Raw genomic sequence first — 14,174 nt, 5'->3', positions numbered from 1 at the left:
TTCGAGATCGCATGCCGGACCCTATCCGAGACCCCCACACCCGCCGCTACCCCCGTTGGAACCGGAGCGAGTCACCCGCGGAACACGACAGGGTGAACCCTGCCTCGTGCGGCCATGGATTCTTCGTCACGTCGCATCGTTTGCGCCCCCGACGCGATCGGGTTCGCGCCGCGAGGGTGCGACAGCGTGTCCCGGCCCACGAACCCCTACCGTCGGTCGACCGCGAGGACCTGCGGTGTGATCAGGTCATGGGGGTCCGGCGGGTAAGTGATCATTCCAGAATGACGTGCTTGCCCAGAGGTGCAGGCTCCTTCGGCTCGCATAGGCTGGCCAGTCACACTTGACACGCCGTCACGAGAGTCAGCCCATGCGCAGCACCAGGATCCGTCTGATAGAGCCCGCCGATGCCGGCCCGATCGCCGCGCACCGAGTGCGGGACTTCGAGGCCTTCCGAGCGTGGGAACCGGACCAGCCGGCAAGCTTCTTCACCCCGGAGGGCCAGGCGGAGCGGATCGACGGACTGTTGGCCGGATACCAGGCCGGTTCGGTCTGGCCGGGCGTGGTACTCGCCGACGGCCTGGTGATCGGGCAGGTAACCGTCGGAGGCATCCTGCCGCAGCCGCACCTTCGGCGCGGTTCCGTCGGATACTGGATCGCCGGCGTCGCCCAGAATCAAGGGCACGCCGGGCGGGCCGTCGCACTCGCACTCCGGGTCATGACGGACGAACTCGGACTGCACCGTGCTGAGGCGTCCACCAACCTGGAGAACCTTCCATCACAGCGGGTACTGCGCCGCAATGGGTTCACCCCGTACGGTGTCGCGCACTCCTCGATCTTCCTCGACGGGAGTTGGCGGGACTCGTTGCTGTGGGAACGGGTCCTGGGTGACTGACTGATCCCCTCACGGTGAGGTCCGCGAGCGGCGGAGGCAGATGAGGCTGCAGGCCAGTTCGAGGAGGCCGTGGTGGAGGTCCGCGCGTCGTCCGTAGCGGATGCGAAGGCGATCGAACTGGTGCAGCCAGGCGAACGCGCCCCGACCACCCACCTGACCTTTCAGTGGGCGACGCCGCGTCGGGCGATCATCGGCTCGATGCCGCGCTTCCACAGCATGTGACGGGACTTGTCGAAGTCGTGGCGGCGGTCGGCGTGCAGGCGGCGAGGCTTACGGCGGGGGCGCCCCGAATCTCTCGGATCGGTGGGACCGCGTCCAGAAGGGGCAGGGACCGCGTCCAGAAGGGGCAGGGACCGCGTGACGTCGTGCCGGTTTCCGCCGTGAGCGTGACGGCAAGCGGGGGGGGCCGTGGCGGTCGACCATCAGGTGATGCTCGGATCCAGGACGGGCACGGTCGAAGGTCGGCGTGACGCAACTCGGCCGGCAGCGCGGCATGGAGGCGGCGCCGGACGCGCCGGTCCTTCCAACGTACGACAGACCGCGTCGCACCTGCGCGGCGGGTGCTTCCTCCGCCATCCGCACTCCCCTCGCATCGTTCGGATTTCAGGAGCATCATGCAAGGGGCGGGGCCCGGAGGGGAAAAGGATTTCGGGGGGACAGTGGAATTTCCGTGGGGGCGAAAGCCGGATGCGAAGAGGTCTGGGCGGAGGTCGGAAACCGCTGTACGGGCGGCGGCACACGGTCCGTTGAAGTCCGCCGCCTGGAAGGCACCGATGGAATCGGACGAGGTAGTGCTGTCCCGAGCCGGGCAGACCATCGTGGCGCTGCTGACGACGGGCCGCCCCTGGCAGTCGTCCGACACAGCTCTGCTGCAGCGCCTGGTCCGAATGGCCGCCGCATCTCCCGCAGACGAGAACTTGGCCGTGCTCCTGGGCCTACTGCGCTGGTGCCGTTACACAGTGCACAGCGATCAGGCCGATCTCGACGCCGCGGTGACGGGATTGGCGCCATTCTTCCGGCCAGGCCGGATCGATGTGGTCCCGGTCGGTTTGAGAGGCGAACTGACCGACTCGTACGCCAGCCACTTCGGCAGCCAACTGGCGAGCGTGCACGACGATACTGAAGGACTGTCCCAGCTGGCCCGGTGGTGCCGGTGGGTTCTGTCCCACGCGGACCCGAGCACGGACCGTCACGGTCAGAGCCAGGCCGACTGCGCAGGGGTCCTGTTCCAGAAATACCTGGTGGTCGGCGAATTCCACGATCTCGTTGAAGCCATCAGCCGGACGGGCATCGCCGTACGCGTGACACCTGTCGATCATCCCACCGGACCGCTTGTCCGCCACAACCTCGCGGTGCTACTGACGCACCGTTTCAACGTGACGAAATCAGACGGCGATCTTCACGCAGCCTTGCAGGCGAGTGAGACAGCATTGCGGCTGGTGTCGTCGGACGAGGCACGCGAGGGTCTCGCGAGTGATTACCGCTCCCTTCTCTCCGAACGGACCGAGCGGGCGTTGCGGGAGCACCGGTGGGACGAGGTGCTGGCTTGCGCCCGCGCGGCCTCCGGCCACCCTGAGATGCGCGGATTCGGCCAGGACGCCAGGGCCAGGGCGCTATTCGGGCGTTTCAACCAGAACGAGGCCCCTGTCACAGACCTGGACGAGGCCATCGAGCTGTGGAAAGGACTCCTGCACAAACCGCCGGCGGACGCCGGAAGCCAACATCGCACCGTCACTCATAATTCCCTCTCGCGCGCTTACTGGCGGAGGTACCAGCACCAAGGCCACGCCCGCGACCTGGACGCCGCGATCACCCATGCGCAAGCCCACCTTGACGCCACGGAGACCGATGTGTCTGCGCAGCGCAACCTGGTCGTTCTGCTCCTGGAACGCCTACGGCCTGACACGGCGACCGGCGAGTCGTCCTATGGAGACCGGCAGAAGCAACACGACATCGAGTCGATCATCGCGACGAGCCGTCGGATTCTCACCACGCACGACGACCGCACCTTCTTCGCTGATGCGCTCGCCCTGGCGCTGAGGCAGCGCTTCATGTCCACCCGCCGGGCCGAAGACCTCGACGAGGCCGTCGGGGCACTGGAGGCGGCAGCCGCCCATAGCGTTGTCATCACATCCCAAACCTTCTGGCGCGACAGCGAGATCTCACACCTTCACGCGCTGCGGTACGAGGTCGGCCGGGGCGTCGGCGCGCTCAGGAAGTCGATCGCGTCGGCTGAGCGCGCCGTGGCATCGGCCTCACCGGGCGGTCCCCAGCGCTCCGAGGCACTCAGCACACTCAGTCAGCTTCTGATCTGGCTCTTCGCGCATTCAGGAGACCCGTCCGAGCTGGACCGAGCCGTGGACTGTGCCCGCGAAGCCGTCCGAGCCGAACCAACGGACCCGCGCAGCGCCTCCGGGCCACCGGCCCCGCTCATCGCTCTCGGCCGCGCCCTCACCGAACGAAGCCACCGCACCGGCAGCCTCGACGACGCGAACGAAGCCGTCGAGACACTGCGCCAAGTGCCCGCCCTCTCCGGGCAGGCCCTGCTGGCCCTGGGGATGGCGCTGTCGACCCGTGCCGAACGGACCGCGAGCGCCCCGGACCTGAACGAGGCCATCCAGGTTCTGAGGCGGTCAGCAGGACAGGACCATGCCGACAGGCCGTCCGCACTGACGGCGCTGGCCGAGGCACTGCTGCGCCGTTACCACGCGGACGGGGATCAGGCCGCCCTGGAAGAAGCCCTCGTCCTGGCGCGGCGCGCCGTGGCCGTGGTCCCACAGGGTGACCTTGAGCATCTTCACGGGCTCACGGTCCTGGCTGCCGTCCTGTCCGTGCAAAGGCAAGTCCACCCGCAGGACGTCGACCTACAGGAACTCGTCGGCCTCGCCACGCGGGTCGTCGACCTGAGCTCGCCCGACAGCGCCGATTTCGCGATCTTTCTCCGCAACATGGCCGTGGCTCTGATGCGGCGGGGCGAGGCGGACGACCCGGTCTCAGCAATGATCCAGGCGGCCTCCGAGACGGACCCGCCGGGCTTCGCGGGGGTGTTGGTCCTTCCGCCCCCCTTCCTGCACCCAGACATCAGACGTTCGGCGAACGCGCTGACCGCAGCGGCTCGCAGCACGGCCCTCGCCCCCAGGCACCGCATCAGCTCGGCCTTCATCGCGGCTTCTCTGGTGGCCGGTTCCGAACTGCCCTGGGCCCAGGCCCTGTTGAGGGACGCCATCGAGTTGATTCCGCTGGTGGCACCACGCCGGATCAGCCGCGCCGATCAACAGCACGCGCTCAAGGACCTCTCCGAACTCGTCACGTACGCCGCGGCCGTCACCCTCAACCCGCTGCAGGTGCTCGCCCCGGACCTCTGGGGCGACTCGCTCCCCCCGGAACCCGAGATGCGCAGTCTCCAGATCCTGGAGCAGGGGCGCGCGGTCCTCCTGAGCCAGATGCTGGACCTCCGGGGCGACGTCTCGGAGCTGCGCCGCCTGGACCCCGAACTCGCCGACCGCTTCCTGCGCCTGCGTGACGCGCTCGACAACGAGACACCCCCTGCCACCGACCGGCACCGGGCAGCCGCCGAACTCTCCGCCACGATCGAGGAAATCCGCGGACGCGAGGGGTTCGCTTCCTTCGCTCGCCCTCCCGACCCCGAGACGCTCGTGGCCGAGGCCGCGCAGGGCCCCATCGTCGTATTCAACTGCAACCCACTGGGCTGCGACGCCCTCCTCGTCACCTCCGACGGCGTCAGCCGCCTCACGCTGCCAGACCTGACGCACGATGACGCGGTCCGGCAGGTCGACTTGTTCCACAACGCGATCACGGCGGCGCACCAGGCCGACGACCGGCGCCTACGACAGGACGCGCAGCGCACACTCGAAGGGATCCTGGCCTGGCTGTGGGACGTGGCAGCCGGGCCCGTGCTGACGGAACTCGGCATCGGCCCCGGTGAGGGTCCCCTCCCCCGCGTGTGGTGGTCGCCGGGCGGCCTCCTGGGCTCGCTGCCGATCCACGCCGCCGGTCACCACTCCCCCTCCGCGTCCGAAGAACCGGGCCGCACCGTCATGGACCGTGTGGTCTCGTCGTACACTCCCACGATCCGCGCCCTGCGGCACGCCCGGCGGACGCGGGAGGCGCGCAGTGGGCCGCGGCGCTCGCTCGTTGTGGCCATGCCCTTCACACCCCAGGCCCCGCCGCTGCCCTGCGTCCTGGAGGAGGCGGAGGCCGTCGCCGCCCGGCTACCCGGTGCCACGATTCTCACCGGGTACGACGGCGAGGCCACGGCCACCACCGGCACCATTCCGACCCGGGAAACGGTTTTGGCCCACCTCAAGGGGGTGTCAGCCGTGCACCTGGCCTGTCACGCCGTCACCGACCATTCCGACCCCTCACGGGGCAGGCTGCTGCTCCGGGACCACGAGACGGCCCCGCTCACAGTCGCAGGCATCTCCGCGGCCGTGCTGGACAACGCAGAACTGGCCTACCTCTCGGCGTGCAGTACGCACCACACCTCGGCTACGGGCCTGCTGGACGAGGCCATCCACCTGACCAGCGCGTTTCAACTGGCAGGCTTTCGGCACGTGGTGGGCACCCTGTGGGAAGCCGACGACGAGATGTCCGCGCAGATCGCCGACTCCTTCTACACCTCCCTCACAGGGGCCGACGGCCCGGACTACACCCGCTCGGCCGCCGCACTGCACACAGCCGTCCGAGCCGCACGCGATGATTTCCCCAACACCCCCTCCCTCTGGGCCGGGTACGTACATGCGGGCGCCTGAGACATTCCCCCACGATGGCGAAGCGGGATGCGAACCGGACGCTCGCGCACCCGGCGCGCCCTGGCCTGGGCTCGGTCTGCGGGAGCCCACGGACGGGCGAATCGCCTGGCTTCGTCGTCCTCCGGATTCCGTCCGGAGCATTACTGCGGCCGCATACGGTGCGCGACCACGCTCACGCGTTCGGCGTGGCCGCGTTCGTGTCCCGGTGCTGCCGACACCACAGCTCCAACAGTCCCAGGAGCCGGTCGGCGACGCCTTTCCCTCTCAGGCAGTTGCGTGCTTGACGCCCAGGCCGCCGCGGAACCCCATGTCGTCAGGCCCCTCGGACACCGATGCGTCCGGGCGCCAGCGGTCGACGGTCACGACGCCCGGCTCCAACAGCTCCAGCCCCGTGAAGAATTCCTCGATCTGCTTCTGTGTGCGCAGTACCACGGGCTTGGAGACCTTGTTCTGCCGGTAGAAGGCCGATGCCTCCGCCGCCCTGACGGGATCTGCGTCACCGCAGGCATGGGACAACGCGACATACGAGCCGGCCGGAAGAGCATCCACAAGAACCCGCAGGACGCCCGCCGGGTCCTCGTCTTCGTCGAGGAAGTGCAGGATCGCGGCCAGGACCAGGCCCACCGGACGTGTCATGTCGAGTGTCTCGGTCACCTCAGGCGATTCCAGTACCGCGCGCGGGTCACGCAGGTCGGCCTGCAGGTAGGTCGACCGGCCCTCGGATGATATTGGGGTGAGCAGCGCCTCGGCGTGCCGCAGCACCACGGGGTCGTTGTCCACGTAGACGATCCGAGCCGAGGGCGCCATGCCTTGGGCGATCTCGTGCAGGTTGGGCCGGGTGGGGATGCCGGTGCCGATGTCCAGGAACTGTGTGACACCCCCCTCTTTCACCATATGCCGTACAGCGCGCGCCATCCACGCCCGGTTCTGCTGCGCACTGCGCTGGATTTCCGGCCAGCGCTGGGCAATGCCCTCCGCGACGGCTTGGTCCACCGGGTAGTTGTCCTTGCCACCGAGGAGGCTGTCATAGACCCGCGCCGGGTGCGGCTTTCCCTGTTCGAACGACCCGTTGGGGGACACACGTTCTCCTTCGCGCACGGCACACTCGGTTCACACAACAACGCTCTGACCAGAGCCATTTGAACATACTGTGCAGTGCGAACCCACCCCTTCGGGATGCTGGGCCGGCGAAGCACGTGAGCGCGGGCGGGGTGGTACTGAATCCACCCTCTCCGTAGCGCATGGGCCTCGTTGCCCTCCTCCGCGCCGGGGCCCGCTCTGAACGCGGCCGGCTCCTTGATCGGTCACAGACGACCACGGCGTGAATAGGGTGGCGGACCTGCCTCGAAGTCCGAGAACATCCGGTCATGTTGGATAGCACGGCAGGACAGGGTCTTCCGGTCGGCCTCGGGTTCCGGCCGTACCGCGGCGACGAGGACCACGGCGCCATGGCCGCGGTGCGGCTGGGGTGTGTTGAACGGGACCGGGTCGATGTCCATTCGGTAGTGGAAGGGCTCCCGACAGCGGCCGGGATCGCCGAAGCCTCTGCCGAGTTGGAGGAGCCGTCCAAGAACCAGATCCTGGCGGTGCTCGACGAGAGCGTCGTCGGCTACGCGACGATCCGGTGGTGGCAAGAGCGGGACGATACGTGGCTGTACCTGCACCGCGGCTATCTCTTGCCCGAGCATCGAGGCCGGGGCATCGGCTCAGCCATGCTGAGCTGGGCCGAAGAACGGATCCGCCAGCTCGTCGAACAGCACGGAACTGCCCGGACGGCAGTGATCGGCGCGAACGCCATGGCCTCCGAGCAGGACGCCACGGCACTTCTGCGCGGAGCCGGCTACCGACATGTCTTCAGCCTGGTCGAGCTGGAGTTGGGCGATCTGCGGCAGGTGCCCGAGCCGGGCAGCGAGCTGCCGGCCGGGATCCGGACAGGGCCGATCGGGACAAGCGACTACCGTGCAGCCTGGAGGACGGTCGTCGATTCGTACGCGGACCGCGGTTTCACTCAGAGATGGCCTTTCCAGGACTTCGTCGACACCGCCGACCCGGCATGCTGGAGGGCTGCCTGGAACGGGCAGGACATGGTCGGCGTCGCCCTGTGCTCCATCCGCCGTCACGACCACACCGTGGGCGAGGTGGAAGAGCTGAGTGTCCGGACGGACCAGCGACGCCTCGGAATCGGCCGGGTCCTGCTGCTGGACGGTTTGTGGAGCCTTCGCGAGCAGGGTGCGACGACCGCTCGGCTGTTCACCGGCACGGCAAATCCACACCGGTCCTACGACCTCTACGAAAGTGTGGGGTTCCGGCGGCGGAACGAGTACGTCCGTTACCGCAAGCCGCTTGCTTGATCGACCACCCGTTGGGCTGTCGGTCAGTCCACAGGATCTGCCGATACCTCGACGACACCGTTCGAATGCCTGGTTTCGCCTCGGCCGCCCCGGCGCCCGGACGCCCCGTGCCAGCCCCTCACACTCAACGGCAGCGAGGCCGTCATCGCCCACGGCGACCACCAGCCTGTCTCGACGATGGCCTTCGTGAACGCACACGGCCGCATCACCCAGATCTACTCGCTGCTCGACCGACCACGCATCGAACAACTGATCCGCAGCGTTGGGTGGGCCCACCAGCCCAGCGACAACGGAACACCCACAAGCGCTTCTCGCTGCCCGCTCAACCAATGGCCCGGCCCGCTCCGGTGAACGCGGCCTCGGGGCTATGCCCGGCATCGGGGCACGTTCTGACCCCATCTTTGCCGGATGCCCGAATTGATCGCGCCCACTTGGCCATCTTCGGTACCTCCTCTCACAGTCGGTTGTCCCCTGGCGCCGAGGCCGGCCACCACCGTACGGGCGGATCAGAGGTCGACGAGGGTGGGACGTCACACCGTGTAGACGCGTTCGACTTCGTCGCGCTGCGTGTGCAGGTCCCAGTAGAGGGGGGCGACGTCCTCCGCCGAGGCCGCCGGTACTCCGGGCGGGCCGTCCGTACCGATCCACACACCGATGGCGACGTGCCCGGCCTGGACGCCCGTGCCGGCCAGTTCCTTGTGCATGCTGAGTACCCAGTTGCGCAGCGCGGCTTGGGCGGCGTTGAGGTTGCCGAGCATCGGAGTGGGGTCGACCGAGCCGGCTCCGTTGGTGTAGAGCAGGGTGCCGCCACCGGCCTCGCGCATTGCGGGCAGCACGACCCGTGTGGCGGCGATGGCCCCGTAGAGCAGGATGTCCATCGCCCACTGCACATCGGACGGGTTGGTCGCGGACGGAGCGGTGAGCGGCGTGGATGCGAGGCTCCCGGCTGGGGAGTACTCCAGGACGTCGATGCCGCCGAAGCGGGTGGCTGCGTCCTTGAGCGCCCGGGTGAGCGCGTCATGGTCGAGTATGTCCGCGGGGAACGCGGCGGCGGTGATGCCTTCGGCGTCGAGCCGGCCGGCCAGGTCGTTGAGCCTGTCGCGGTTGCGGGCGATGAGAGCGACGTCGAAGCCGTGGGAGCCGAAGGTACGGGCGATGGCCAGGCCCATACCGGGGCCGGCTCCGACGATGGCGATGCTGGGCACAGTGAATCCTTTACTGGGAAACCGTTGGGACAGGGGTGGATCAGGCTGCAGTGAGCGCGATATTGCGGGTGGTGCCGGCGCCGGAACTCGGTGAGCCCCTGGCCGGCCTCCACCAGGTCGTAGGCAGAGATCACCGACACCTTGAGGACCGATGCGGACGAGGTCCGCCTCGGACCCGGCTCTGCGGTGGCGCTCACGCGGGAGCAGTTCTACGACCGCATTACAGGGAGCGGGGTGGGCCCGGGGCGGCACACGCGGTTGCCCGCGCCCTCACTGTCCGTAGTCGTCGAGGAAATGGTTGTCGTGGGCTTCGTGCAGCCGGCTCAGGTCACGCTCGTTCACAGTGGCGAGCTGCGCGAAGTACTCCTCGCGCGGTACACCTGGCGACAGTGCCATCAGAAGGGTGGCACTGTCGGCGCGCTCCTTCCGGAGAGCGTGGACGGCACCCACCGATGCGTGCGCGGTGTCGCCGGGCAGCAGTGTCTGCCAGGCATGCCCATCGAAGTAGTCGACCTCGCCTTCTTCAACGATGAAGGTCTCGCTGAAGGTCGTGTGGAAGTGCGGGGCAGGTCCCCGGCTGGAGGGCGACATGCGCCACCGGTAGATGCTCACGATCCCGCCGGTCTCCGCCGGACCCGCGAGGACCTCGATGGTCGATCCGCCGGCGCCGAGCCGGATCGTTCGTGACTGTCGGGCTCGCTCGGGCTCCTTGGAACACCGGGCAATCGATTCCGTGTCGGTCATGACCCGAGTCTCGGTGCTCCGCCGTTCTGCTCGCGCTCACTTCGGCGGTGGCCTAACAATGGTGGAGTGATCCGCTACCGATTGGGCGTTGGAGCCGCGAGCGTGCGGTGGGCGATGTCGCCTATGCACGAAGTGGTCAGTCTCGCCCAGCTCTTGACCGAACCGCAGCGTCACCCGATGTTCCACCCGTGGCTTCGCCGTCGCCACCACCGTCTCTCGCTCCCGGACCTGCGGGCGCTCACGGTCTTCATGGCCGATGGTGCGTATCGACCCGACTTCCTCGACCCATCGCCGATGTCCAGTGAGCCGACGTTCGAGGAAGGAATGGATGCCCTCCTCGCCGCGCCGGCGGACCAGACGTACGCCGAGCTGGTCGACGCTACGAGGGGGCGCGGGCAAGAACTTGGCCGCCGATTGCTCGGTGACCCCGACCGAGCCAGGTCCGAGGCCGCAGACGCGCTGAGCCGCCTCTGGAAGGCAGTTGTCGAACCGGAATGGCCGTCCATGCGGGAGGCACTGCGTGCCGAGATGCTGGACCGGGCCATCCAGGTCAACCGCGAGGGATTGCGCGCAGTCCTTCCGCGCCTGCACCCGTCCGCTGCCTGCGAGGGCGACACCATCACCGTCGAGAAGACCGTCGATGTCGACGTCGACTGCCCTGAGGGGCTCATTCTCGTTCCGTCGCTGTTCATCACCGACCGGGTGCAATGCACCACCTCGGACCACTGGACTCCGGCGATCTACTACCCGGCATCCGGGCGCTACCTCTGGGCCGCACCCCCCACCCCGAGGTCGCTTGACCGTCTTCTGGGGAAGACTCGATCGAAGATCCTGGCCGCGCTCACCACTCCGCTGCAGACGAGCGTTGTGGCCAGGCTGGTGAGTGTCACTCCCCCGACAGCCAGCGAACACCTGGCAATCCTGCGAGACGCCGGGTTGATCGACAGCAGCCGGGCCGGTCGCACGGCCACGCACGAGCTCACCAAGGCCGGACGTGCCCTCCTTGACGCGGCCTCACCGCGGCCATGACAGGTCGGGCCCTGCTGATGGGCCGTCAAGCACCGGGCCTGCCACGACCAACCCCTCGGCGTCGCGACAGGCCACGGCGTCGTCCGGGGCGTCGATGTGGCGGACGGGGCGTGCGGGGAGGAGACGCCGATGCCGGAGTGCGCGGCCCTGCGGCAGTCGGTGCCTGTGTGAACGAAAGGTTCTGTGATGTGATGGCCCACCCCGCTGTGCCACGGGTTCCGACGGGAATCACAAGGCCCTCGCAGCCGTGGGCGCTGCCCAAGCGGACAGCGCGCAGGTACGCCAACGCATGGACGACATCGCCTACACGCTGTGCGCGTGCACCGGAACCCGCGACAACGGCTCGGCTCTGATCGCCGCCGGGCACCGGCTGCCCGGTGCCCGGCGGCTGGACGTTGCGGTCCTGGCCGGCGGCTGACCGGCCGGCCAGGACCCGAGTCTCCTGCCGTGGCAGCGTCGTCGAGTGCGTTGTCAGGAGGTGGGCCGGTCCGGCTGCCGGTTCAGCCGGACCTCGGTCACGCTCACGCCCTGCGGGGCGCCGAACGCCCGGATCATGACGCCGTTGCCGATGCCGGTGACCTCCAGGGCCAGGTGGTCGGCTCCCACGCGCAGGTCGAACCTCGACACGGGCCGGCCGGAGAAGTCGGGCATGCGGTGGATCCGCGCTCCGGGGTACCTCAGGACCGTCAGCCTGTCCCGCATCTGCTTGTACGTGGCCGTCTCCGTCCCGGAGAACGCCTTGCTGATCCGAAGCCGGTGCCTCTGGGCGGCGCACTCCTCCGCCGGGGTCAGCGCTATCGGGTCGGCCAGAGCTGGAAGCGCGCGGTCGGGGGCAGGTGCCGGTCCGGCGGCGCTCAGGACATTCGGTTCGCACGCCTGCGCGATGAGGTCGGCCAGCTCCAGGAACCGCGTCTCGGCCTCGCGGACGGCCGTCACGGCGGTGGCCTTCCGGGCGGTCCGCGTGATGGAGGCATGGGCGGGGGCGTGGATGACGAAGGTACGCGCCGAGGGGGCAGGGGTGGTGGCGTGGGCGCTCGGGGTGCCGGCGGCGGCGAGGACGACGACGCTGCCGAGTGCGGGGACGAGCAGGGACTTCGGAAAGAGAATCGATCGCATGTCCGTAGCCTGCAGGCCAGGAGCCATCGGCCGCCTGAGTAGTCGTACTCACGCCGTCGGCGCGGCAGTTGGGCCGCCGCCTGCCGCAGTCGTGGGCATGGGTTCTGCCGGGGCCGGAGTGGCCCGGCAGGACTCGGTCGTATCCCCGCAGTGCCTCGTAGGGGCCGCCCCGCATCACTGACTTACGGGGCCTCGTCCTTCACGAAGTGGGCTGCGGAATCGGTCAGATCCGACGGGGCGGCCATTGCCGTACCCAGAACGAATGCCGTGGTGAACAGAACGGTTGCAATGAGTTTCGTCAAAGTCTCTGTATTCCTCATAACGGACGGGAAAGGTGACCGCTGGCCTAAGGGCTGTCCCGCAATTCCCGGCGGGCACACGACGGCAGCTACGGCACCTCGCCGCGTTGTCGAAACGCCCGAATACATCCAGTATGCGGGCGCCTCTCCGCCTTGCGATGCACCGCATCCGACGCCGCGCGCTGACACACCAGGAATTGCGGGACAGCCCTTAGGCGCGGCGAATCGTTCCTGCCTGTCTCTTCATGACGCGGACGATCGTTTCTGCGGGTGGCGGATCATCGAAGACAGGAGTGACCGGGCCGGAGAGCCCCTTCTCCTCAGTGATCCTCACGGGCTCGGCCGACGGGTGCTCGTCGGTCCAGAGCGGTCGCAGCCCGAGCGGGTACCGAATCTCCTCGAACCTGTCCGATTGCGAGGTGCGCCCGTGTTCGGCGCCGGCGTTCGAAACCGGGGCGGGCCATGCCTCCCGTTCGATGTTTTCCAGGCGTCGGCGGAAGTCGACGTGCAGCTCGTCCATCGTGTCGAGGAAGCTCTCCAGCAGAGAGCGCATTCCATACCTCCTGTGGCCACGCCGGCCGTCGGCTCCCGGTGTGCCGACAGGGCAGATGGGGCCTGGGCTGTACAGGGACGGCGGTGCGTTGTTCGCTCGTGATCGTTTACGGGATTCCAGACTCCCCAACGACTCCCACCGCCGAAAGGAACGTTCCAATCGGGTGATGTCGCCCGGAGTTGACACCGCGCGACCCCTCTGTTCCGACCACGAGCCTTCCAAGTTTCGTGACGGTCCCTCACGGGATCGGAAGGAGGTCGCCCCCCCCCCTGCGGGGCGCCCAGCCGCTGCCCATGCCCGCCACATGCCGGGCCGGAGCCGTGAGCCCCAGCAGCATCACATTCGTCGAGGCAAACACATCATTGGTACTGAGATCCGCCACGTTGATCAGGAACGGAACGAAGAACAGCACTGCCGCGACCATGCCGAGCAGGAAAAGCGCCTCTCATCGAAAGTGCACCCCCTGTACCCCCTGTACCCCCTGTACCCCCTCACCGGATACACAGGCCGCCTCCTGACGCCGGCTGGCGGTATGCCATGGGCTGCAGGACTGGGCCTTCGCCCATCCTCACCAGTACGCACTGCTGTACGGCACGACCGTGCCCGGTTACCAAGCGCCCCAGGACACCATCACCCCGGCCGCCAGGATTCCGTTGCTGCTGCTGGGCATCGCTTGCGATGCCTGGCGCACCGGAGAGCTCACGCAACCCGTCGACGAACCGTGGTCGAACGAGGTGGCCGCGAACGCCGCCACCCCTGCTGAGGCAACAGGCTTCCTCGACGTCCCGCCCTCACTGCTCATGCGCGCCGTCAGCGCCTACACCCAACTGTTCGGCGCCATCAGCATGGAACTCTTCGGCCACCTCCGCGGCGCCTTCGGCGACGACACCGTCTTCTTCGACCACAGCACCACCCTGCTCGCCGGCCTCGTGGGCTGCCACACCGACTGAGCAGTTCGCAAGCGGCCGCGTGGTGCCTGGCCGAGGAGGACCGAGCCGACCTGATCGGCATCCTGGCCGCTTCCCGAACTGGACACTGCAGCCGGACGCCTCCGGGGCCCTCGAAGCGCGCCTCGACGAGCAGGCGCGAGGCTAAGGGCTGTCCCGCAATTCCTGGTGGATCAGCGCGCGGCGTCGGATGCGGTGCATCGCAAGGCGGAGAGGCGCCCGCATACTGGATGTATTCGGGCGTTTCGACAACGCGGCGAGGTGCC

At 68.3% G+C, this 14,174-nt stretch carries 12 protein-coding genes and 1 pseudogene; 7 read left to right on the top strand and 6 right to left on the bottom strand.

Features of this window, described 5'->3' with window-relative positions; genetic code table 11:
- Window positions 1–367: 367 nt before the first annotated feature.
- The 3 genes from ACN6LM_RS04550 (at window position 368) to ACN6LM_RS04540 (ending at window position 5,664) form a co-directional block, all read left to right on the top strand.
- A complete protein-coding gene (locus ACN6LM_RS04550) occupies window positions 368–892 on the top strand; it encodes a GNAT family N-acetyltransferase (RefSeq protein WP_445063961.1) in 525 nt (174 codons plus the stop codon).
- A 69-nt stretch (window positions 893–961) separates the two neighbouring features.
- A complete protein-coding gene (locus tag ACN6LM_RS04545) occupies window positions 962–1,114 on the top strand; it encodes a hypothetical protein (RefSeq protein WP_445063960.1) in 153 nt (50 codons plus the stop codon).
- Window positions 1,115–1,506: 392 nt separating this feature from the next.
- Complete coding sequence (locus ACN6LM_RS04540) at window positions 1,507–5,664, top strand: CHAT domain-containing protein (RefSeq protein WP_445063959.1); 4,158 nt, start codon at window positions 1,507–1,509, stop codon at window positions 5,662–5,664.
- A 264-nt stretch (window positions 5,665–5,928) separates the two neighbouring features.
- On the opposite strand, the gene ACN6LM_RS04535 is transcribed toward ACN6LM_RS04540, so the two are convergent.
- A complete protein-coding gene (locus ACN6LM_RS04535; RefSeq protein ID WP_445063958.1) occupies window positions 5,929–6,744 on the bottom strand; it encodes an SAM-dependent methyltransferase in 816 nt (271 codons plus the stop codon).
- A gap of 287 nt (window positions 6,745–7,031) precedes the next feature.
- On the opposite strand from ACN6LM_RS04535, the gene ACN6LM_RS04530 reads away from it, so the two are divergent.
- Window positions 7,032–8,015, top strand: coding sequence for a GNAT family N-acetyltransferase (locus ACN6LM_RS04530; RefSeq protein WP_445063957.1), 984 nt, complete (start codon window positions 7,032–7,034; stop codon window positions 8,013–8,015).
- A 530-nt stretch (window positions 8,016–8,545) separates the two neighbouring features.
- Here the strand turns inward: ACN6LM_RS04530 and ACN6LM_RS04525 are convergent.
- Window positions 8,546–9,220, bottom strand: a complete 675-nt coding sequence (locus ACN6LM_RS04525; RefSeq protein WP_445063956.1) for an SDR family NAD(P)-dependent oxidoreductase — start codon at window positions 9,218–9,220, stop codon at window positions 8,546–8,548.
- Window positions 9,221–9,490: 270 nt separating this feature from the next.
- Window positions 9,491–9,964 carry a cupin domain-containing protein gene (locus ACN6LM_RS04520; protein WP_445063955.1) on the bottom strand — a complete coding sequence of 158 codons (474 nt, stop codon included), beginning with the start codon at window positions 9,962–9,964 and terminating at the stop codon, window positions 9,491–9,493.
- 66 nt (window positions 9,965–10,030) lie between these two features.
- Here ACN6LM_RS04520 and ACN6LM_RS04515 point away from each other — a divergent pair, with 66 nt between their 5' ends.
- Complete coding sequence (locus tag ACN6LM_RS04515) at window positions 10,031–10,993, top strand: DUF5937 family protein (RefSeq protein ID WP_445063954.1); 963 nt, start codon at window positions 10,031–10,033, stop codon at window positions 10,991–10,993.
- Window positions 10,994–11,184: 191 nt separating this feature from the next.
- A pseudogene (locus ACN6LM_RS04510) lies at window positions 11,185–11,411 on the top strand (DUF5133 domain-containing protein).
- Window positions 11,412–11,464: 53 nt separating this feature from the next.
- Here the strand turns inward: ACN6LM_RS04510 and ACN6LM_RS04505 are convergent.
- From ACN6LM_RS04505 to ACN6LM_RS04495, 3 genes are all read right to left on the bottom strand, one after another.
- The gene (locus ACN6LM_RS04505; protein ID WP_445063953.1) at window positions 11,465–12,109 is read right to left on the bottom strand and encodes a hypothetical protein; all 645 of its coding nucleotides are present in this window, start codon (window positions 12,107–12,109) and stop codon (window positions 11,465–11,467) included.
- 510 nt (window positions 12,110–12,619) lie between these two features.
- The gene (locus ACN6LM_RS04500; protein WP_445063952.1) at window positions 12,620–12,961 is read right to left on the bottom strand and encodes a hypothetical protein; all 342 of its coding nucleotides are present in this window, start codon (window positions 12,959–12,961) and stop codon (window positions 12,620–12,622) included.
- A 238-nt stretch (window positions 12,962–13,199) separates the two neighbouring features.
- Window positions 13,200–13,394: a hypothetical protein gene (locus ACN6LM_RS04495; protein WP_445064041.1), complete on the bottom strand. Its 195-nt coding sequence runs from the start codon at window positions 13,392–13,394 to the stop codon at window positions 13,200–13,202.
- Between the two features lie 91 nt (window positions 13,395–13,485).
- Between ACN6LM_RS04495 and ACN6LM_RS04490 the strand changes: the two genes are divergently transcribed.
- Entirely contained in the window at window positions 13,486–13,911 is a 426-nt protein-coding gene (locus tag ACN6LM_RS04490; RefSeq protein WP_445064040.1) for a TetR-like C-terminal domain-containing protein, read from the top strand.
- Window positions 13,912–14,174 lie beyond the last annotated feature (263 nt).

This window comes from Streptomyces sp. SAS_281 (assembly GCF_052542855.1).
Note: the sequence above shows the minus strand (reverse complement) of the source record. Positions and strands in the feature narration are given on the sequence as shown.